19 protein-coding genes are annotated in these 20,281 nt (G+C 54.8%); 1 reads left to right on the plus strand and 18 read right to left on the minus strand.

The window, feature by feature from the left end; genetic code table 11:
- Positions 1-14 precede the first annotated feature (14 nt).
- Positions 15-230, plus strand: a complete 216-nt coding sequence (locus ACE38U_RS02350) for a hypothetical protein (protein ID WP_375529092.1) — start codon at positions 15-17, stop codon at positions 228-230.
- A 99-nt stretch (positions 231-329) separates the two neighbouring features.
- Here ACE38U_RS02350 and galF read toward each other — a convergent pair whose 3' ends face one another.
- From galF to wcaA, 18 genes are all read right to left on the minus strand, one after another.
- Positions 330-1,229: a UTP--glucose-1-phosphate uridylyltransferase GalF gene (gene galF / locus ACE38U_RS02355; protein WP_375529093.1), complete on the minus strand. Its 900-nt coding sequence runs from the start codon at positions 1,227-1,229 to the stop codon at positions 330-332.
- 174 nt (positions 1,230-1,403) lie between these two features.
- Positions 1,404-2,828, minus strand: a complete 1,425-nt coding sequence (gene wcaM / locus ACE38U_RS02360) for a colanic acid biosynthesis protein WcaM (protein WP_038481283.1) — start codon at positions 2,826-2,828, stop codon at positions 1,404-1,406.
- A 26-nt stretch (positions 2,829-2,854) separates the two neighbouring features.
- Positions 2,855-4,075, minus strand: coding sequence for a colanic acid biosynthesis glycosyltransferase WcaL (gene wcaL, locus ACE38U_RS02365; protein WP_375529094.1), 1,221 nt, complete (start codon positions 4,073-4,075; stop codon positions 2,855-2,857).
- A complete protein-coding gene (gene wcaK / locus ACE38U_RS02370) occupies positions 4,072-5,352 on the minus strand; it encodes a colanic acid biosynthesis pyruvyl transferase WcaK (protein ID WP_038481277.1) in 1,281 nt (426 codons plus the stop codon). The genes wcaL and wcaK overlap by 4 nt, the downstream gene beginning before the upstream one ends.
- 21 nt (positions 5,353-5,373) lie before the next feature.
- Entirely contained in the window at positions 5,374-6,852 is a 1,479-nt protein-coding gene (locus ACE38U_RS02375; protein ID WP_375529095.1) for an MOP flippase family protein, read from the minus strand.
- Positions 6,853-6,864: 12 nt separating this feature from the next.
- Positions 6,865-8,259, minus strand: coding sequence for an undecaprenyl-phosphate glucose phosphotransferase (wcaJ, locus tag ACE38U_RS02380; protein ID WP_176982859.1), 1,395 nt, complete (start codon positions 8,257-8,259; stop codon positions 6,865-6,867).
- A gap of 200 nt (positions 8,260-8,459) precedes the next feature.
- Positions 8,460-9,830: a phosphomannomutase CpsG gene (gene cpsG / locus ACE38U_RS02385; protein ID WP_375529096.1), complete on the minus strand. Its 1,371-nt coding sequence runs from the start codon at positions 9,828-9,830 to the stop codon at positions 8,460-8,462.
- A 73-nt stretch (positions 9,831-9,903) separates the two neighbouring features.
- Positions 9,904-11,346 (minus strand): mannose-1-phosphate guanyltransferase, encoded by a 1,443-nt coding sequence (cpsB, locus tag ACE38U_RS02390; RefSeq protein WP_375529097.1) that lies wholly within the window; start codon positions 11,344-11,346, stop codon positions 9,904-9,906.
- Between the two features lie 17 nt (positions 11,347-11,363).
- Entirely contained in the window at positions 11,364-12,584 is a 1,221-nt protein-coding gene (gene wcaI, locus ACE38U_RS02395) for a colanic acid biosynthesis fucosyltransferase WcaI (protein ID WP_375529098.1), read from the minus strand.
- Positions 12,581-13,060, minus strand: coding sequence for a GDP-mannose mannosyl hydrolase (locus ACE38U_RS02400; RefSeq protein ID WP_038481260.1), 480 nt, complete (start codon positions 13,058-13,060; stop codon positions 12,581-12,583). The genes wcaI and ACE38U_RS02400 overlap by 4 nt, the downstream gene beginning before the upstream one ends.
- A 2-nt stretch (positions 13,061-13,062) precedes the next feature.
- Positions 13,063-14,028, minus strand: coding sequence for a GDP-L-fucose synthase (fcl, locus tag ACE38U_RS02405; RefSeq protein WP_375529099.1), 966 nt, complete (start codon positions 14,026-14,028; stop codon positions 13,063-13,065).
- Positions 14,029-14,030: 2 nt separating this feature from the next.
- Positions 14,031-15,152, minus strand: coding sequence for a GDP-mannose 4,6-dehydratase (gene gmd, locus ACE38U_RS02410; RefSeq protein WP_038481254.1), 1,122 nt, complete (start codon positions 15,150-15,152; stop codon positions 14,031-14,033).
- A gap of 55 nt (positions 15,153-15,207) precedes the next feature.
- On the minus strand, positions 15,208-15,747 hold the full coding sequence (wcaF, locus tag ACE38U_RS02415; RefSeq protein ID WP_038481250.1) for a colanic acid biosynthesis acetyltransferase WcaF: 540 nt from the start codon (positions 15,745-15,747) through the stop codon (positions 15,208-15,210).
- A gap of 17 nt (positions 15,748-15,764) precedes the next feature.
- Positions 15,765-16,517 carry a colanic acid biosynthesis glycosyltransferase WcaE gene (wcaE, locus tag ACE38U_RS02420; RefSeq protein WP_038481247.1) on the minus strand — a complete coding sequence of 251 codons (753 nt, stop codon included), beginning with the start codon at positions 16,515-16,517 and terminating at the stop codon, positions 15,765-15,767.
- Positions 16,517-17,749 carry a colanic acid polymerase WcaD gene (gene wcaD, locus ACE38U_RS02425; protein WP_038481244.1) on the minus strand — a complete coding sequence of 411 codons (1,233 nt, stop codon included), beginning with the start codon at positions 17,747-17,749 and terminating at the stop codon, positions 16,517-16,519. Before wcaD ends, wcaE begins: the two co-directional genes overlap by 1 nt.
- Positions 17,724-18,941: a glycosyltransferase gene (locus ACE38U_RS02430; RefSeq protein ID WP_375529100.1), complete on the minus strand. Its 1,218-nt coding sequence runs from the start codon at positions 18,939-18,941 to the stop codon at positions 17,724-17,726. Before ACE38U_RS02430 ends, wcaD begins: the two co-directional genes overlap by 26 nt.
- Complete coding sequence (gene wcaB / locus ACE38U_RS02435) at positions 18,938-19,423, minus strand: colanic acid biosynthesis acetyltransferase WcaB (RefSeq protein ID WP_038481239.1); 486 nt, start codon at positions 19,421-19,423, stop codon at positions 18,938-18,940. Before wcaB ends, ACE38U_RS02430 begins: the two co-directional genes overlap by 4 nt.
- A gap of 2 nt (positions 19,424-19,425) precedes the next feature.
- On the minus strand, positions 19,426-20,277 hold the full coding sequence (wcaA, locus tag ACE38U_RS02440) for a colanic acid biosynthesis glycosyltransferase WcaA (protein ID WP_038483364.1): 852 nt from the start codon (positions 20,275-20,277) through the stop codon (positions 19,426-19,428).
- Positions 20,278-20,281 lie beyond the last annotated feature (4 nt).

Below are 20,281 nucleotides of genomic sequence, written 5' to 3' on the forward strand. Positions count from 1 at the left end.
TTAAGGATAGATGCATGCTGAACCTGAATTTTAGCCATGCTACCGCCCCTGGCTCAACAGCTACCAGTGCACTGTACAACATAGGCCATAGCGTACCTTCAGGTACCGCATGTAAGAAATCGCCACGATTTTATATTTCATACGGCGATTCTCAAGGAAAAACTTTGGTCTATACACAACGGCCAAAAAATGATAAGCCCATGAAAAACTTAGACTTCACTGTCGATTAATAAAGCAAAACGGCGGCTCATCGTTCAACGCCTCTCTCAGACTGAACGTTATGCCACCGTTTACCGCACCCTCATCCATGAAAGCGACTTAAAGCAGGCCTATGCGTCAGCAAGAAGCTTTTGAATACGCTCGCGAAACTTCTGCCCTTCTTTATGGTTGCGTAGCCCGTACTGGACGAACGCCTGCATATAGCCCATTTTCTTACCGCAGTCGTAGCTCTCGCCGGTCATCTGCATCACTTCAACTGGCTGAGTTTCGTTCAGTACCGCTATGGCGTCGGTTAACTGAATACGCCCCCATGCACCTGGCTCCGTTTTTTCCAGCAGTGGCCAGATATCGGCCGAAAGCACATAGCGCCCCACCGCCGCGAGATCGGAGTCCAGCGTTTGCGGCTGATCCGGTTTTTCAACAAACTCAACCACGCGGCTCACCTGCCCTTCGTTCAGCAAAGGTTCCTGAGTGGTAATCACCGAGTAGGCGGCCAGATCTTCATTTGGCATATGCTTAGCCAGCACCTGGGTGCGGCCGGTTTCATTGAAGCGAGCGACCATGGCTGCCAGGTTGTACCGCAGCGGATCGGCGCTGGCGCCATCAAGCACCACATCTGGCAAAACCACCACAAATGGATTGTTACCAACGATCGGCTGTGCGCATAGGATAGAGTGCCCCAGCCCAAGCGGCTGAGCCTGGCGAACGTTCATGATGGTGACGCCCGGAGGGCAGATAGACTGGACTTCAGCCAGCAGTTGGCGCTTAACGCGCTGCTCAAGCAGGGCTTCCAGCTCGTAAGAGGTGTCGAAGTGGTTTTCAACGGCATTCTTGGAAGAGTGAGTCACCAGCACGATTTCTTTGATACCCGCGGCAACAATTTCGTCGACGATATACTGGATCATCGGTTTATCAACAATTGGCAGCATCTCTTTAGGGATAGCCTTTGTTGCTGGCAGCATATGCATGCCCAAACCGGCTACCGGGATAACTGCTTTTAAATTAGTCATTCTTAGTCCCACCTCTAAATGGTTGGAAGATTATAGTCTTTTCGTGCTTTGATGCCAGCATGAATTCGCTAAACAAATAACGCATGCTAGCGCTCTGGCGCGGCGAGCAAAATAGGCAAACACCTCTACTTAAGCGTCCGTTGACTGAGAATTGTCCCAAAGGGAGTTGCAATATTACTTATTCACTTCCGGCAGCCTGAAATTGAGATTCTCACTATTGACATGTAGCTGGTCTACCCGGTCTATATCAACCGAGCTTTGCCCTTTTTCATTGACAGCATGAATATTTGACAGCGACAGTAAGGTGTCATTTTTAGCCATAAACTTCCCACGTACGTCTTTGCGAAGATCAAAGTTCATCTTCAGCGCAGGTCCGTTAGTTGAAAGCTGCATAACATTGATATTTCTCATAAAAAGATGCTGAGGTTTGTTATGAAACTCTAGCGTCGCGCGCTTCATGGTAACGTTGGTCATCGCCACAAAGGAGGTCGCATTGCCGGATGAAATCTGGATCCCGCGCAGCGGGCTGGTCAGCTCGCTGTTATCGAGTTTTATATCGCTCAGCTTAAAGTTTTGCGGAATAGACAGGTAATTACCTTTGATTACACCGTAACCAATCAGCATTCCCGCACTGTTAACCATATCCACATCATCAATCACAAAGTTATCGCAGCCATATATCGCGACGGTGGCATTATCGATCCCGGCGGTGCGGCTAAAGGTCGGATTAATATTCCGCGCTTTTACGTTACGAATAAGGAAATGCTTCCCATTCTCAACATGAACTAACTGGCGACAGTTACTGCCGGTGATATTGGCCACCACGAAGTTTTTTACCGCCTGATCTTCTGGATAATTATTGTTATACGTACTGCCCGCCAGCCCGATGCCTATTCCCCAGTTAATCTTTCCGTTAGTACAGTTAATGTTGTCAATAACATGGTCAGAAATCAGCAGATCGCTATCGTTTATCGCCACGTTCCACTCAATGGCATCCCCTTGCAGATGGCTGAAATGGCCGTTAGTGATGCGAACGTTCTCCATGCGGTTATGAAAGCCCTGGCGCAGTATCGCGTAGTTGGCATCGTGTACGGTGATGTTGTCGATGGTGAAGTTACGCATCGTACGGTTATCTTTCCCGCCAATGTAAATCTGCGCCACATTGACAAACCCGCTCATATCAATGCCTTTGATCGTACAGTCGGAACCCCGCACATCCAGCGTGATGTTGTTAAACCGCCCCTTTCCCTCGCCGACAATCTGGCAGCCATCCTGCAGCACAAAGCGCCCTTTGCCGTTGCCTTTCAGCCCGCCGGCCACCTGTAGCGTTTTACCCTGCGGCATGAAAATAGCGGTATTGATGCTGTCGCAGACTAAATCCACCGGCACCTGAACGACGTCTGCCTCGGCAAACGCCTGCTTAAAGGCGGCTATCCAGTCGTTTTGATAGAAATCTTTGACGTTGACCTCTGTTCCCCGGCCGATAGCTTTTACCGTGCCGGGAATAAGGGATGCAGCCGCTAGTGCAGAACCCGCGGCCAGCAGCTTACGGCGAGATGCGGAGAAAGGAATGCGCTTCAGTGGATTGCTTTTCGACATAAGTCCTCATCATAGGATTCGGTGATTTACAGCGTCTGAAGCTGACGGGCAAGCTGCTGGTTGATAACCTGCTGATTGAACTGGCTGGTAACTTTTTCCCTGGCGCGCGACAGCATCAGCTGCAGGTCACTTTCCGACACGGAAGCCGAGGCCTGCAGCTTATCGGCAAGGGCAAAAGCGTCCTTTTCCGGTACCAGCCAGCCCGACTTATCGGCGTCGATAAGCTCAGGGATGCCGCTATGAACGGTCGACACGACGGGGATCCCAACGGCCATCGCCTCCATCAGCGCGACGGGGATCCCTTCCATGTCGCCATCTTCACCGGTGACAGAAGGCAGCAAGAAGAGGTCGGCCCTGTCGAGCATCGCTTTCACCTCATGACTCGGCTTGAAGCCGGGCATAAAGACCACGTCCTCCAGCTGCAGTTGCTCAATCAGCGTCTTCAGACGGCGCTCCCAGGGGCCAATGCCAAGAATGTTGTAGCGAAATGCCACGCCGCGCGCCTTCAACAGGCGGCAGGCTTCAATGGCAATATGTAAGCCTTTTTTTTCCGTCAGGCGCGCCACGGAGACAATCTCCAGCGGCGTGCCCGGCGTTTTCATAGGCCTCAAAGAAAACTTGTCCATATCCACGCCCATTCGGGATACCGCAATTTTGCTCTCCGGGCAGCCCATCTGCTTCAGGCGATTTGCCCAGAGATTGCTTATCGGCAGCATCAAATCTCCGCGCTCAAACAGCTGCCTGTATTCAGGCGTGTAATGAGCCAGCGCATCCCGGTGCGAAATATCTATGCCGTGGAATACGGTGGCAATTTTGCCTTTTAGCACACCAAGCTCCTTGAGCTTGGCTGCCGTGACGCCTGCCGGGCCAAAATGCGCGATAAAAACGTCGGCCTCCAGCGGCTGCTTCTGCCGCCCGCAAATAGATGACAGGATCAGATTACGGGCCTCATCGCCGTAGCGAGCACGACTCAAGGCTCGCCAGGTTCTGCCCCGCAGGCCGCCACGGAGCGTATTCAACGCACGGCTTTGCAGCTTGGCGACTTTACCCTCTGGTTCATCAAGCAACCAGACGGTTTTTTCCGAAAGCCCGTAGCTTTTAAACGTCGCGTGGGTATTGGTCAGATCCCCTTTTTGCAGGGCAACAATCTCAACCTCGTGGCCCATGTCGATAAAAGCGGTGATCTGGTTCAGCACAAAGGTTTCCGACGCCAGCGGAAACTTCAGCAGGAAGAAACCAACCTTCATTTCCCCTCCTTGACTCGCTCAAGCACCGATTCCACCATTTTCATGCCGTTTGCGCGCTCGGCGCTTACCGCCAACGCAAGCCGCTGGTTAATTGACGGCAACTGCCCAAGCACGTCAGCGACTACGCCCTGCAGAGAACCGTCCAGCAGTTGGCGAATATCGATGGCCATTTCAGGCATGCCGAGCTGCTGCATAATGCCTGCGGATTTGTGTTCGTAGTTGATCGCCACGGCCGGCGTGCCAAAGTTCATCGAGATAATCGCCGAGTGCAGGCGAGTCCCCACCGTCAGCTCGCAGGCGGCGAAGATTTTGCCCATCTCCAGATCGTTAAGCTCATCCATCACGACGTGATAGTCATCGGGCTGCCTGATGTACTGGCGAATGTTGAGCGCCACCATGCGATCGTCTTTGTTATAGCTGTCGATACCGGTACAGGTGGAAAGCGCCAGAACCTGGTAACCCTGCTCAATGGTGCGGTTCACCACTTCGGCAAAGGCCCGCTCGTAAGCTTCCTGGGTGGTACCCAGCCGCTTATCGAACGGCGCAAGTTCCCGTAGCGTAATCGCCACGGTTTTCTTACCTTCAATTACGCCAAGCCAGTGCTTAACCGCATAGCTCGGTACAAAATCCTCTTCATGCTGTGCCACCAGCCATGCCGTATCGACCCCCTGCTCGACCTTGCTGGTATCTATCTGACTTTTCTTCATCAGATCCAGGCTCACGGTTTCGCGCAGGATAAGTGACTTCGCGTGGCCGAAAACGTAGTTCGCCAGCTGGTTAAACTGCGGATCCTGGAACGGCCCCACGCTATGGCCGACCATATAGACGGGTTTACGCGCCATAAAACTGCACAGCGCATGTTCAAACTGGCTCACGCCATACAGGTCAACAAAGAACGAGCCGCCGACCTGAATAATCGCATCGTACTCCTGCAGCGATTTCACAAAATCGATGAACCCCTGCGGGATAGCAATATTACGCAGTCGCCCGGTGTTGGTCGCCTTCGCCAGCAGCACCTGGTGCTGATATTTACGGCGCAGCACTTTTTTTACCCGGCCTACGAGCCCGGCCGCATTGTTGTACTGCTTCATTTGCTTATACAGCCCATCGCCCAGGACCGGGCGCCCCAGCAGCCAGGCTGAACTCACCGGGTAACGGCTCATAACATCTACATGTATGCCGTCGTCAAGCGTGGTAATGGCATCGATCAACCCGCGCAAAATGGCGCTATCACCGCGATTGCCGCAAGTATGGTTGCCAAGAATAAGTAATTTCATATCGACCTCTTAATAGGGTTCTTAGCCAGCGCGAAGCAGCGCTTTCAGGCGTTCGCTGCGGCAAAACTGTCGCTTCATTTCGACGATCAGCGCATTGCGGGACAAAATAATCATCACCATAAAAGCCGCAGCCCCGGCCGCTACCTGTATGCAGAGCAAGGCCGCCAGGGGCAGATGCCCGTTAAGCGCCACGCCAAGCCCGGCGCTGACAATCAGCGTCGGAAGCGACAGATAAAAAGGCAGCCAGATGCTGAGGATGTACTCCCGGTAGCTGGAGCCCAGCACCGGTTTGATCATGATGAAATAGCTGAGGACGGTGTTAACCACCTGAACAAGCAGGAAACCGAGCGTGACGCCGAGCGCGCCGCCCAGCTGGCCGCCGACGATAATGGCCGGGATAAACAGGAAGGTTTTAAAAACGTTGAACTTAAAGCTGATATCCACCCGCGCCTTCGCCATCAGCAGCGACCCGATCGGGTTCCCGATGGAGCGCAGCAGGCCGACGACGCACAGCAGCTGCAGGATTGGCGTAATGAACTGCCATTTTTCCCCAAACACCAGCGGAACGAAGTTATTTGAGACCACCATCAGCCCCAGCAGCGCCGGGAAGTTGATGATGCCGACAATCGACAGCAGCTTGTAGAAGTTCACCCGCAGCTTCGCGGTGTCATCCTGAATCTTGGCAAACGCCGGGAACAGCACGCGCGTGATGATCGGGTTGAGCTTCATCGGCGGGACAACCGCCACGTTATAAGCCAAGTTATAACCACCGGCGACGCCGGCGCCGAGAATACGCGCCAGCACCAGCGTGGAAAGGTTGGTATTGACGTAGTTGATCACGCTATCGGCGGTCAGCCACGCGCCAAACTTCAGGTTGGAATTAACCGACTTCAGGGAAAAATGGAAACCTGGGCGGTAAATCTTGCGCCCGAAGAAGCCAAACAGTGAGGTACGAACGACGGTATTCACCAGGTAACCGATGATTGCCGTAATAGCAAACGGGTAGTACATCGCGGCCGTGACGGTCACGCTAAAGCCCACCAGCACGGACACCGTCTCAATGGAACCGATTTTTGAGAACTCGAGTTCCTTTTGCATCAGGGCGCGAAACTGCTGCCCGTGCGGAATGACGATAAAAGCAAAGGACAGCGTTTTAATCAGCGGCGACAGGTCCGGGTTATGCAGCACGCCGGCAATCACATCGCTCAGTAAAAAGACCACGATGCATACCAGCACGCCCAGCCCGACGTTTAGCCAGTACAGCGTGGTCAGCTCCAGCTGGCTTATCTCTTTGCGCTGAATAATGGAGTTGGCAATACCAAAATCAGACAGCGTATCGGCCAGCGCGATAATCACCAGCGACACGGTAAGCAGGCCAAACTGGTGGTTATCAATGGTTCTGGCCAGAATAGTCATCTGCGCCAGCCCCAGGCCAATAATAATGACCGTGGCAATCGCGGACCACTTTGCGCCGCTGATGGTTTTTTCTCTCAGGCTCATGTTGGGTTCCGGTCAGTATGCCGCTTTGTTAACAAAGCCTTTGAAAACGGTAAGGAAAACAATCTTGATGTCGAACCACAGGCTCCATTCGCGAATGTATTCCAGGTCAAATTCGACGCGTTTTTCCATCTTGTCGAGCGTGTCGGTTTCGCCGCGCCAGCCGTTAATTTGCGCCCAGCCGGTAATACCTGGCTTGACCTTATGGCGCAGCATGTAGCCTTCGATTAACGCGCGGTATTCTTCGTTGTGGGCAACGGCATGGGGACGAGGGCCGACAATTGACATACCGCCAAGCAGGACGTTAATAAACTGCGGCAGCTCGTCCAGCGAAGTGCGGCGCAGAAAGCTCCCGATAGGCGTAATACGCTTGTCGCCTTTCGTGGCCTGCACCACCACCGCGTCGTTCTCCATCACTTTCATGGAGCGGAATTTCCACACTTTGATGGGCTTGCCGTCCATCCCGTAGCGGGTCTGACGGAAGATAACCGGCCCTGGCGAAGTCAGCTTCACCGCGAGGCTGATGCACAGCAGAACGGGGGAAATCAGCAGCAGGATAAAAGAGGACAGCACGATATCTTCCAGCCGCTTAAGCACGCTGTTAAAGCCGCTCAGCGGGGTTTCAAACAGCGGCACGACGGGCACGCCGTTCACCTCTTCAGTGCGGGCATTAAGAATATTGAAGGTAAAAACATCGGGGATCAGCAGCACGGAACAGGTGGTATCCGCCAGTTCGCTCACCAGCTTTTTAATGCGCGACTCGTGGCTCATTTCCATCGCAATGTAGATTTTATCAATCTGGCCGTTGCGGGCGTCGGTCACGAGCGTATTGAAGTTGCCCATATAGTTGATCAGCGCGCCTGCCGGCGGTTCATCGTCGTAAACACCCAGCACGTTAAAGCCCAGCCAGGGTTCATTTTTAAAGCTTTGCGCCAGCACCTGACCGACCGGCAGAGAACCTGCAATGGCAACACGACGCGTATTAAAGCCTTTGTTACGCAACCAGCCTGCGGCAAATCGAATCCACGATCGGCAAACAACCAGCCCCACGCCGGTCAATACATACCAGGCCAGATAAACCCAGAACGAGCCGTCAAAGTCGCTATTAAAAGCCAGCAGTCCGGCGCTGAAAATCACGCTCAGCGTCCAGTTCTGCAGCAGCAGGAATAACTCGCTGGAGATTTTTACCCCACGCCACGAACGATAAAAATCCGTCATCCCACCGATCATCTGAAACACAACGAGGGTCAATAAAGCCATCAGCAGATGCATATAGAGAAACGGCAAAGCGTTAGCCTTACAGACCATCCACAGCCCGGCAAACATGATGCTGATGTCGGAAAAACGTTGCACCATAGAGATCAACGATGCGTTGGTTTTTGGCAGCTCGCGCTTTTTTAGATTTGTCATCGTTTTACCTTTGAAAGAAGTCGCATCGGTGTTTTCCCCCTCACCCCAACCCTCTCCCCAAGGGGAGAGGGGGTAATAACTGGAACCAGGAGCATTCCCTCTCCCTTCAGGAGAGAGTAGGAAGTTCTGGCTCCTGACTTTCCCCTCTCCCTTCCAGGGAGAGGGCCAGGGTGAGGGTTAAAACACACAGATGCGGCAGATTACTGGTTCAGCAAAGCCATAATTTCCTGCGTTCGCGCCTGCATCAGCATCTCATCACCGCGAGACTCCACGTTCAGGCGCACCACCGGCTCGGTGTTAGAACTGCGCAGGTTGAACCGCCAGTCGCCAAACGCCATGCTGATCCCGTCCGTGTGGTCAATCTCTTCCGCGTGCGGGCCAAAATGCGCACGCACACGCTCAATCGCCGCGGCAGGGGCTTCCAGCTTGCTGTTGATCTCCCCGCTGGCCGGCCACGCCGCCATGCGGTCCTGCACCAGTTCACCCAGCGTTTTTCCCTTCAGGCAAAGCAGTTCGGTCACCAGCAGCCACGGGATCATCCCGCTGTCGCAGTAGGCAAAGTCGCGGAAGTAGTGGTGGGCACTCATCTCGCCGCCGTAAATTGCATCCTCTTCACGCATGCGCTCTTTGATAAACGCGTGCCCGGTTTTCGACATCACCGGTTTGCCGCCCGCGCGCTCGACGATATCTACCGTGTTCCAGGCCAGGCGCGGGTCGTGAATGATTTTCGACCCAGGCTGTTTTTCGAGGAACGCCGCCGCCAGCAGGCCCACGATGTAGTACCCCTCGATAAACTGCCCTTTCTCGTCGAACAGGAAGCAGCGGTCAAAGTCCCCGTCAAAGGCGATGCCCATATCGGCTCCGTGCTCAATCACCGCGTCGCGGGTATCGGCGCGGCATTCCGGCAGCAGCGGGTTAGGGATCCCGTTGGGGAAATTGCCGTCCGGCGTGTTGTGCACTTTCACGAAGGTCAGCGGCACGTTGAGTGCCTTAAAGCGGGCTTCAATGGCGTCCACAATCGGGCCCGCCGCACCGTTGCCGGAGTTGATCACCAGCTTCAGCGGTTTGATGTGGCTGACGTTGATGTAGGAGAAAAGATGGTCGAGGTAGGCTTCCACCACCGACACTTTCCGGTAGCTGCCGCGCGCCGCCTCATTCACCGGCGGGAAGTCGTTGGCTTCCGCCAGGCGCTGCACGTCGCGCAGGCCGGTGTCGCCGCTGATCGGGCGGGCGCCCTGGCGCACCAGCTTCATACCGTTGTAGTCCATCGGATTATGGCTGGCGGTCACTTCGATCCCGCCGTCCACGTCCAGATGCCAGGTGGCAAAATAGATTTCTTCGGTGCCGGACAGGCCGATATCCAGCACGTCCACGCCCGCGTCCTGCAGGCCACACGCCAGCGCCTGCTTCAGCGATTCGCTGGTCAGGCGCACGTCGCCGCCCAGCACGATAGTTTTTGGCTGCAGGTACTCACCGTAGGCACGGCCGATGCGCCAGGCGATGTCTTCGTTCAGCTCGTCGCCCAGGCGGCCGCGGATGTCGTAGGCTTTAAAACAGGTCAGTTGCTGCATGATTTCGCTCCTTCGGGCAACAGTTACCCAACCCACGGGTTCGTGGCCCGTGGAGAATGTTTACAATCAGGGATTAAATGCGCCCGTAGCGGTCCTGGAAACGGACGATGTCGTCTTCTTCCAGGTAGGTACCGGAGCGAACCTCAATCAGGTCGAGAGGAATTTTGCCGGGATTTTCCAGGCAGTGGGTCATGCCGAGCGGGATATAAATAGACTCGTTTTCACCCAGCAGTTTGACCTCCTCGCCCAGCGTGACCTTCGCGGTGCCCGCCACCACAATCCAGTGCTCAGCACGATGATGGTGCATTTGCAGCGAAAGCCCCTCGCCCGGCTTGACGGTGATGCGCTTCACCTGGTAACGATCCCCGGAATCAATGGAGTCATATTTTCCCCACGGACGGTAAACTTCCCGGTGATTGTGGTGTTCGTGGCGGCCATCGCCTTTGATTCTCTCCACCACTTTCTTCACGTTCTGGACGTGATCGCGGTCAGCAATCAGCACCGCGTCTTTGGTCTGCACCACCACCAAATCCTTCACGCCAACGGTGGTGACCAGGCCGGACTCGGCATAGATGTAGCTGTTTTCGGTTTCATGGCTGATAACGTCCCCGTGGTGCACATTGCCTTCCGGGGTCTTGGCGCTGATTTCCCATAGCGAAGACCAGGAGCCTACGTCGCTCCAGCCCGCATCCATCGGTACCACAACCGCATCGGCGGTTTTTTCCATCACCGCGTAGTCGATGGACTCATCCGGGCAGGCCAGGAATGCCTGCTCGTCCACGCGAACAAAATCCAGATCCGGATCGACGCTCGCCATCGCTTTTTCACAGGCTGCCAGAATATCCGGGCGGAACTTCGCCAGCTCTTCCAGGTAACGGCCAGCGCGGAACAGGAACATACCGCTGTTCCAGTAGTACTCGCCGCTGGCAACATAGGCCTGGGCGGTAGAAAGGTCAGGTTTTTCGACGAACTGCGCCACGCCAAAGGCCAGCGCATCAACGCCGTTTTCCGGGTTAGACACGGTGCCACGGCGAATATAGCCGTAGCCCGTTTCAGGCAGGTCCGGAACAATACCAAAGGTCACCAGCTTACCGGCCTCGGCGTAAGGCATCGCGCTGCGCACCGCGTTACGGAAGGCTTCTTCATTCTGGATGACGTGATCGGCGGCCAGAATCAGCATCAGCGGATCCTGCTGCGGCTGGTTACGCAGCGCCGCAAGCGCCGCCAGCGCGATGGCCGGAGCCGTGTTGCGCCCGGCGGGTTCCAGCACGATATTTTCGGTCAGTTTATTCAGCTGGCGCAGCTGCTCGGCGACGATAAAACGGTGTTCCTCATTGCAAATTACCACCGGGCTTTCGCACTCTACCCCGTTCAGGCGATTGATGGTGGTTTGCAGCATGGTCAGATCCCCTTTCAGGCAGAGGAACTGCTTGGGGTACAGCACGCGGGACAGCGGCCAAAGGCGACTGCCGTTTCCGCCCGCCATGATCACCGGATAGAGTTGTGACTGACTCATAATTTATCCCCGACTTTTTATGAAGAGATGGCCGCAATAAATTGGCTTAACACGTTCTCTTTTTCGAGCGTGCGTTCGGCATATTCACGTGCCACCGTGTTGTTTTGAGGAAGCTGCAGGCACCGTTCTATGCCCGCCGCCAGCGCATCGGCGGACTCGGGCACCACGCAAACCGCAATCCCCGGATAAGCTTCGCAAAGCTGGCCCAGCTCGGTTTCCGGCTCGGCGGTAATCACCGCATTGCCGCCTACGGCCAGGATATTGGTCAGTTTTGAAGGCAGTACGGCATCCGCCGCCCCACAACGTTGGATAACCAGATGACAGTCGGCCATGCCAAGCAGCGCCGGGAGCGCTTCGTAAGACTGTAGCGGGTGGAAAACCACATTATTCAGCCCGTGAACATGCACCAGTTTTTCGAGCCGCTCTTTGCCGCCGCCCTGGCCAACAATCACAAACAGGTACGGGCTCCCGGCGAACCGGCCCGCCACTTCAATCACCGTTTCCAGCCCTTGTTTTTCGCCAATATTGCCGGAGTACAGCACGATTTTTTTATCTGCCGGCAGGTTGAGCGCATGGCGAACGGCTTCGATTTGCTCGGGCGCGACATCGCGAAAACGAGCCACTTCCGACCAGTTAGGGAAGAAAATCACCCGCTGCGGATCTACGCCTTTCTCGGTGGCTTTATTCATCATTGAGCGGGAAATAGTGGAGACGTTATCGACGTTGTGCAGGCCGCTCTTTTCAAAGCGCTGCGCAAGGCGAGCAATTTTGCCCGGCGTCTTACCTGCCATACCCAGGCCAAGCATCGCGTCCACTTCATAATCCTGGATATGCAGCAGCGTGCGTGCCCCGCTCAATTTTGCGAGCAGGCGCATCCCCGGCACGCAAAACAGCGTCGGCACCACGCCAATCACGCGATCTGGCTTCCAGCCGCGCTGGGCGAGAAGCGGGAAAAATGAGCTCAGCGCGAAACTGCCTAAATGCAGCAGGCGCTTGAGCGTAGAAGGTTGCTTTGGCACATACAGCGGGCAGCGCCAGACGGTAGCCTTACCCTGCTCTTTTTTGTATTTCCATGCCGAGTAGTCCGGGTGAACTTTCCACACCGGATAGTAAGGAGGCGCGGTGATCACCCGCACCTCATGGCCCTGGCTGGTCATCCACTCCACCATTTCACCGGTGTACTTGCCGATGCCGGTCAGCTCCGGTGAATAGTTAATGCCGTAGACCAGTATTTTCATAAGCCCGGTACCTTCCCTTTGCCCTGCTTAATGAAGTAAGCGCGGCTGTTATCGTGCACGTCCTCACGCTTGAGCAGCGCTTCCGGCGTCAGCCAGCAGTACGCTTTATGCTGCTCGGCCGGCAGATTTAGCTGCTTGTCGTCCACCCGCAGGCGGAAGCCGAGCACCACGTAATGCGTCGAGAAATCTTTCCCGGAGAAGTTATCGCCGTAAAAATGCTGCCAGACGCCGTAAAACTCACCCTCTGCAAGGGTGAAGGCCGAGCCCAGCTCCGCCTCCGTCAGGCGCATAAACGCATTAGCCAGGGTTTCATCCTTCTGCACGCGGCCGCCCGGCACAAACCAAAAGCCCTTTGCAGGGCGATTGGTTCGCAAACCCAGCAGGAACTCGCCCGCCTGGTTTTCGACGATAAGATCGATTGAGATAAGCGGAGTCGCGCTCACTACGGTGGCAAAATCTTCAGCGCTAAGAAACATGCCTACCCCCGGAACCGCTGCTGGTTTTCGAGGAACCACTGGTAGGTGCTGGCGAGACCAGCTTCCAGGGTAATCTCGTGATACCAGCCGAGGCGATGCAGGCGGGAAACGTCCAGCAGCTTACGCGGCGTGCCGTCCGGCTTCGTGGCGTCAAACACCACGCGACCACGGTAGCCGGTCGCTTTCGCCAGCGTCTGCGCCAGCTCGCGGATCGTGCAGTCCACACCGGTGCCGACGTTAATGTGCGACAGCATCGGGTCGGTGTTCTCCTGCCACACTTCCTGGGCCAGCTCCATCACGTGAATGCTGGCCGCAGCCATGTCATCGACGTGCAAGAACTCGCGCATCGGCGTGCCGCTGCCCCACACCACCACGTCAGGCGCGTTCTCCTGCGTGGCTTCATGGAAGCGGCGCAGCAGGGCCGGAATGACGTGCGAGTTGCTCGGGTGGAAGTTGTCGTTCGGCCCGTACAGGTTGGTCGGCATCACCGAACGGTAATCCCGCCCGTACTGGCGATTGTAGGACTCGCACAGCTTGATACCGGCAATCTTGGCAATGGCATACGGCTCGTTCGTGGCTTCAAGCGTGCCCTGCAACAGCTCGCTTTCGGCCATCGGCTGCTGCGCCATCTTCGGATAAATACAGGATGAGCCGAGGAACAACAGTTTGTTCACGCCGTGCGTGTGCGCGGCATGAATAATGTTGCTTTCGATCATCATGTTCTCGTAGATGAACTCCGCCGGGAACGTGTTATTGGCAACGATGCCGCCCACTTTTGCCGCCGCCAAGTAAACCTGATCGATTTTCTCACTGGCGAAAAAGGCATTCACCTCGCCGCTGTCCAGCAGGTTCAGCTCATCGCGCCCGCGCAGCACCAGCTCAACGTCATCACGCTGCCCGAGCTGGCGGACAATGGCCGAGCCGACCATGCCACGGTGACCGGCAACAAAGATACGTTTCTTATTCATACTCAGGACTCCAGCGCGATGGCAACCTCATAACCATGGGACTTCAGCAGGGAGTGTTTCTTCGCCGCTTCCAGGTCTTTGGCAACCATCTCACCGACCATTTCCTGCAGGGTAATTTCCGGCTTCCAGCCCAGCGTTTCGTGCGCTTTGGTTGGGTCGCCCAGCAGGGTTTCTACTTCGGCAGGACGGAAGTAGCGCGGGTCAACGGAGACGATAACGTCGCCTGGTTTCACGCCCGGCGCGTCGTGGCCCGTGACGGATACCACAATGCCCTTCTCTTCCACGCCCTGGCCTTCAAAGCGCAGCTTGATGCCGAGCTGCGCGGCAGCCATTTCCACGAACTGACGCACGGAGTACTGCACGCCGGTGGCGATGACGAAGTCTTCCGGTTTTTCCTGCTGCAGCATCATCCACTGCATTTTCACGTAGTCTTTGGCATGGCCCCAGTCGCGCAGGGAGTCCATGTTGCCAAGGTACAGGCATTTCTCCAGGCCCTGAGCAATGTTGGCAATCGCGCGGGTAATTTTACGGGTCACGAACGTCTCGCCACGGCGTGGAGATTCGTGGTTGAACAGAATGCCGTTACAGGCGTACATGCCGTAGGATTCACGGTAGTTAACGGTTATCCAGTAGGCGTAAAGCTTGGCTACCGCATACGGGGAACGAGGATAGAAAGGCGTGGTCTCTTTCTGTGGAATTTCCTGCACCAGGCCGTACAGTTCTGAAGTGGATGCCTGGTAGAAGCGAGTTTTCTTTTCCAGCCCCAGGAAGCGAATGGCTTCCAGCAGGCGCAGGGTGCCCATCGCGTCCACGTCCGCGGTGTATTCAGGGGACTCAAAAGAAACCGCTACGTGGCTCATCGCCCCGAGGTTATACACTTCATCTGGCTTCACCTCAGACAGAATACGAGTCAGGTTTGAGGTGTCGGTCAGGTCGCCGTAGTGCAGATGGAATTTCGGGTTGCCCGCGTGCGGATCCTGATAAATATGGTCCACGCGCTCGGTGTTGAAAGAAGAGGCGCGACGCTTGATACCGTGAACTTCATAGCCTTTTTCCAGCAGGAATTCCGCCAGGTAAGAGCCGTCTTGTCCGGTGACACCCGTAATGAGAGCTACTTTAGTCATGATATTTCCTATGATTGAAGATAAAAATAAGAGCTTTTCTTTAAATAAAGAGCGCTCACGCGCGTTCGCGTATTTTTACTGCCGGGTTACCCCGGCAAACGGCGTTCGCCGGTAATGATTTATAAACGCTGCTCCTTGCCCCCACGACGCAGCCATCACCTATCGTGACGCCAGGGGAAACAAACACATCCGTTGCCAGCCAGCATTTTTCGCCGATAACAATCGGTGACTGGGTAATATCAAAATGTTGGCTCATATAATCGTGGCTGCCGGTGCACAAATAACACTTTTGCGACACCACGGAATTTGCGCCGATGGTAATTTCGCCGAGGGTATAAAGCACCGCGTCATCGCCAACCCAGGCATAATCCCCAAGCGTTAATTTCCATGGGTAGGTAATTTTTACCGAGGGACGAATAACAACTTTTTTGCCTACTTTCGCCCCAAACATGCGTAATAAAAAGGCACGCCATGGATATAAAATCTGTGGTGACCAGGCGAACAGCGTGGCCTGTACTGCCCACCACAGTTGCACTTTAATGCCGCTCGCGCCGCGAAATCCCCTCGGTACACTGAAGCCGCTTAAATCCTGCATAATATTTCCCGTGTGCTTTAGGTTTTGTTATAAAGCGCTTTGGCTTTGCCGGTTGTTTTTAACCGCAGTTGAAAAGAGAGTTCTGCAATGAATCCCGGCACGCGTAAAATTTTACGCTGCACGTTTTTTGCATCCCGGCACAGCTCAACGTTATTAGAGGTAGAGACGCCGCCCATTGAGAATTCAGACACCAGGCCTTTGATACGTTTGAAGGCATAGCCGCTTTTATACATTTTTGCCGCCAGCGCATAATCGGATGAGACTTTATATTGCAGATCGTAAGGGTATTTACGCAGGCCGGATAACGGGAAAAAGATAGCCTGATGGCTTGCCGGCAGGCTGTGATAGATATACCAGCCACGTTTAGCGCTGCGGCGAATTTTATTGCCGTCGCCAAAGTCCAGAAGCGCATCGCCGATCACCATCGCATTGTCACGTTCGCCTTCGGCTGCCAGCTGATGAATCACCCCGGCAATTTCAGGGTGAAAGGCATCGCCGGAGTTCAGAAAGAGCGCGTAACGCCCCTGCGCCATGGCGATCCCTTTGTTCATCGCATCGTAAATGCCGTTGTCTTTCTCGCTGACAAAGCGCAGGTTGTACTGGCCCTGCAGGCCAGCAAGAAACTCGGCCGTGCCGTCCGGAGAATTGCCGTCAACGACAATCCATTCAAACTCAATGCCTTTGGCCTGTGCCAGATGCGCCAGTGATTGCCAGGTTTTCACTACCCCGTCATAATTACGCCATGCGACTGTAATAACACTTAATAACATTATTGCGCACCTCCTGGCAGCGAACCCTTAATTGCTTTACGCAAAATAAATGGGCAAACAATTAAAAATGCATATTCCGGGCTGAAAATTGAACCGGTAAAAAACAAGGATACAGGCATAAACAACCAAAGCTGAACACGATAATTCTCATTATTGCCAAATGCATTGCGCATCATTTTCATGACTCGCCACATATAGCCAACGGTCATTAATACAGCAAACCATGAGAAATAAATAATCAGCAGATACAGTCCATTGTCCACGGTTTTCCCTACGTCCGCACCGTTGAATATTCCGAATGATGCGACATATTCATAGAGTGAACCAAAACGCACAACGCCATCAACGTTCGCCAGAGAATAACCGACCATGGCTAACGGACCAATTATGCGGTAATACGATGAAGATCCTTCCGTGCCTAAATCACCGATTCGGGTTGCAATATAAGGAAATGCAAACACCAGACCGATCAGAAACACCGCCAAAGAAATAATCGCTAACGGCAACTTCTTTTTAATGGCACTTTTATTAAGGTATTGGAACGCCCACTCCAGCAGGTAAAACAAAATAAACGTCATCACCCCGGAGAAAGATCCTGAAAGGATTATCCCTAAAAGAATCATAACATCAGTTTTCGGCGTTTTGATACCAAACTGTTTGATGCTGAGCCAAATTGAGATTAATGCCAGGGCGAAGAACGCGGGTTCAAAATAGAGCGCCGTGGTGCGTCGCCCGCCGAAGCTAATAAAGTTGAGCACGTAGCTGTTACTGTAAATGAGAAATTTCGAAATTTTCTCAATCAGACTGCTGCCGCCGGTCAAGATAATCTGGGCCATTTCCGCCGCGGCAAGCGCCACGATAATCCCCACCACGCCATAGAAAAAGCGCAGTATCTTACGGTGATTTCGCTGTGAAATAGTCTTGAAGCGGCAGCTCCAGGTCATCCCGAGAATCAGCACAATATAGACAAACAGCATCATTGAGGTGACGTATTTGCCGGGGTCCAGCGACTGGCCAAAAATGTAGTTAAACGCCGTGAGTCCGGCCCCTACCCCAAGCGCAATCATCAGCTTTTTAAGGTTGATGCGCTCAATATACAAAAACAAGATAGCCGGCAGGAACGTCACGATGGTTATCGGAAAACTTTCCCCGAGGGAGGCCAGCTTGACGTTCACCACCAGATAGATAAACGGCAGCAGCAGATAGCTACAGACCCTGATAGAACGAGACATACTCCTCCAGCATCTGTTTGCCGCTGTAGGCCTGACGGCTGGCTGCGCGGAAGGTCGCTAAATCGGTGGCGAACACCTGCTCCGCAAGCTGCGCTTTTTTGAGCTGCACCAGCGCCAGAACCTGCTCAGGCGTGAAAGTCTTGCCGCCTACCTTGCGCAGAACTTCGTCTGCCGCTTCGCTGCTCGTCGCTACCACCGGCACGCCGATAGAAAGCGCTTCACAAAGGATCAGCGGGTAGTTATCCACCCGGGAACTGAACACCAGGCTGTCCATGGTATTCAGCTCGCTCATCAGCGCGCGTTTGTCGGTCATGTAGCCGTGGTTCACCACGTTAGCGCCTTCAAACGGCGAGAACTTGCCGAAGGTATGCAGCTCAATGCTGTTCCCCAGCGCCATCATCGCCTGCACCAGCTTCTGGTTGGTTTTGCCGTCATAGCGCAGGTCATGGGCAACAATCGCCACGCGGGGTTTTGCCGTTGCCACGCCGCTTTCAGGCAGCTCGGCCAGAATCGCCTCGGTTGCCACGTCGATACCGTTATTGATGATTTTGCAGCGCCCTGCCCCATAGAGCTGGTTAAAGGCTTCCGCCACGTGCTGGCTGGGAGAAATAAACCTGCAGCCAAGTGCCAGCATTTCACGGAACAGCTGGCGTTTTCCCTCCACCTGCTGATGGGCCTTATCGACCTTCACCGGCGGATAGTTGTTCAGCGTCGGGCATTTGACGCAGCCCGTTTTCCAGCCTTCGCAGCCGTCGAGGAAAGCGCAGCGGCCGGTAATGCTCCAGTGGTCATGCAGCGTCCAGACGAAGGTCACGTCCGGTTTATGCGCCTTCACCCGCTGGCAAAACGACACCATTTCTTCCAGGTTCAGCCAGTAGCTATGCACCACGTGAAAATGCAGCACCACGGGCTGCTGGCTACGGGTGACGCGGCGGTAAAGCTTGTTCAGGTTGCCAAACGGATCGCGATTCAGGAAACGGAACAGGGCGATGTTGGCGACGGACACCAGGCGCGGCGTATGCTTTTCAACGTCCTGGTAGAGATCGTGGCTGGCGCTTTTCTTTCCGCCCTTGCCGTAACCGTAGATAAAACGTGAAGATAATCCGGCCAGGCGAGCACGTTGATGAAGGTCAAGCGCCACGCCTGCCGCGCCGCCTTCAGCAAGGCGCACATTAAACTGCATGATGTTCATTTGATCACCTTCACCCGCGCTTTTTCACCCACCACCAGCGCGTTGTCCGGCACGCTGTCCAGCACCACGCTGCCCGCGCCCACCGCCACGTTATTGCCGATGGTGATGTCGCCCACGATAATCACGTTGGCGCCCAGCTCAACGCCGTTGCCGATCACCGGGCAGGCCAGGCTGTTGCCACGGTTGCCGATGGTGACGCCGTGGCGGATGGTGAAATCATCCCCCGCGACGACAAACTTATTGATAACCACCGCGTAGCCGTGGTGAATAGTGAAGCGGCGACCAATGGTGGCGGCCGCCTGGATTTCATAGCCAAACAGGCATTCGGTAATGAAGCGGTAGGCCAGAAGCACCGGCGCCGCCCAGAGATTGTTGATAACGCTTTTCTTGCGCCACACCGAGCAGAAGTGGGCAACGCGGTAGGCCAGCACCATGCAGCACGGGCGCAGGCTCCAGCTATTGGCTCGTAAATCTTCCAGCACGCTTATTTCCCCCGCAGGCTATCGGCGAGGCGCTTGCCGTTGCGCACCGTCAGCAGGGCTAACAGCGTGCGCAAAGACATGCGCTTGTTGCGGATCTGGTAGAGCGTATACAGCTGGTATTTCTTGCTGCCCCGGTCGAACTTGTCTTTGTGCTTGCGGTAGAAATGGAAATAACCGGCAAATTTCTTCGGCGATTTGGTTATCTGCATTTCGCCGTGATTCACGTGCAGAATTTGCGTTGCCTCTTCTACCTTCCACGGCTGGCCGTATTCCACCACCATGCGCAGGAAGATGTCGTAGTCCTGCGCGGCTTTCAGCTCGGTATCAAACAGGCTGCTCTTAAAGCGCCCGGCGTAGGTGAACACCTGGTTGCCGATGATGTTGCGCTTATAGAACAGCTTGAGCGAATACGGCGACTTCGGGTACAGCGGCAGGCTGGTCGGCTGCGAGTAGACCTGCCCTTCGCACAGATAGTCGTTAGCGTATAAAAACGCGTGGGTGACCAGCTGATGCTGATGGGACAGGAACACCGATAGCCGGTTCGGCGTCCATTCATCGTCATCATCAATGCCGGTGATAAATCTTCCCTGCGCCAGCTGAATCGCCTGATTGCGTACCGCGCAGGCGCCGCTGTTCACGTCGTTGTGAATGTAACGCACCCGGGGATCGCCGAGATCCTCAACAAACTGCTGCAGCTGCTGGAAGCTGGCCGAGCAGTCATCGACGATAATCATTTCCCAGTGGTCATAATCCTGACGCAGCACCGAGTTTATGGCCCGAATAGCCAGCTGCTGGCGGTTCCACGTAGGCATATAAATAGAGATAAGCGGGCGAGTTACTGCGCTGCTGTTCATGGCC

It is taken from the genome of Cedecea selenatireducens, from assembly GCF_042138895.1.
Lineage (GTDB): Bacteria > Pseudomonadota > Gammaproteobacteria > Enterobacterales > Enterobacteriaceae > Cedecea > Cedecea selenatireducens.

Excerpts from the sequence above, each read along its gene's own strand:
- fcl (WP_375529099.1), bottom strand. The coding sequence starts at position 14,028 with ATGAATAAGAAACGTATCTTTGTTGCCGGTCACCGTGGCATGGTCGGC.
- ACE38U_RS02400 (WP_038481260.1), bottom strand. The coding sequence starts at position 13,060 with ATGTTTCTTAGCGCTGAAGATTTTGCCACCGTAGTGAGCGCGACTCCG.
- cpsG (WP_375529096.1), bottom strand. The coding sequence starts at position 9,830 with ATGCAGCAACTGACCTGTTTTAAAGCCTACGACATCCGCGGCCGCCTG.
- galF (WP_375529093.1), bottom strand. The coding sequence starts at position 1,229 with ATGACTAATTTAAAAGCAGTTATCCCGGTAGCCGGTTTGGGCATGCAT.
- wcaI (WP_375529098.1), bottom strand. The coding sequence starts at position 12,584 with ATGAAAATACTGGTCTACGGCATTAACTATTCACCGGAGCTGACCGGC.
- gmd (WP_038481254.1), bottom strand. The coding sequence starts at position 15,152 with ATGACTAAAGTAGCTCTCATTACGGGTGTCACCGGACAAGACGGCTCT.
- wcaA (WP_038483364.1), bottom strand. The coding sequence starts at position 20,277 with ATGAACAGCAGCGCAGTAACTCGCCCGCTTATCTCTATTTATATGCCT.
- wcaF (WP_038481250.1), bottom strand. The coding sequence starts at position 15,747 with ATGCAGGATTTAAGCGGCTTCAGTGTACCGAGGGGATTTCGCGGCGCG.
- wcaD (WP_038481244.1), bottom strand. The coding sequence starts at position 17,749 with ATGTCTCGTTCTATCAGGGTCTGTAGCTATCTGCTGCTGCCGTTTATC.
- wcaK (WP_038481277.1), bottom strand. The coding sequence starts at position 5,352 with ATGAAATTACTTATTCTTGGCAACCATACTTGCGGCAATCGCGGTGAT.
- cpsB (WP_375529097.1), bottom strand. The coding sequence starts at position 11,346 with ATGAGTCAGTCACAACTCTATCCGGTGATCATGGCGGGCGGAAACGGC.
- ACE38U_RS02375 (WP_375529095.1), bottom strand. The coding sequence starts at position 6,852 with ATGAGCCTGAGAGAAAAAACCATCAGCGGCGCAAAGTGGTCCGCGATT.
- wcaL (WP_375529094.1), bottom strand. The coding sequence starts at position 4,075 with ATGAAGGTTGGTTTCTTCCTGCTGAAGTTTCCGCTGGCGTCGGAAACC.
- wcaM (WP_038481283.1), bottom strand. The coding sequence starts at position 2,828 with ATGTCGAAAAGCAATCCACTGAAGCGCATTCCTTTCTCCGCATCTCGC.
- wcaJ (WP_176982859.1), bottom strand. The coding sequence starts at position 8,259 with ATGACAAATCTAAAAAAGCGCGAGCTGCCAAAAACCAACGCATCGTTG.
- wcaE (WP_038481247.1), bottom strand. The coding sequence starts at position 16,517 with ATGTTATTAAGTGTTATTACAGTCGCATGGCGTAATTATGACGGGGTA.
- ACE38U_RS02430 (WP_375529100.1), bottom strand. The coding sequence starts at position 18,941 with ATGAACATCATGCAGTTTAATGTGCGCCTTGCTGAAGGCGGCGCGGCA.
- ACE38U_RS02350 (WP_375529092.1), top strand. The coding sequence starts at position 15 with ATGCTGAACCTGAATTTTAGCCATGCTACCGCCCCTGGCTCAACAGCT.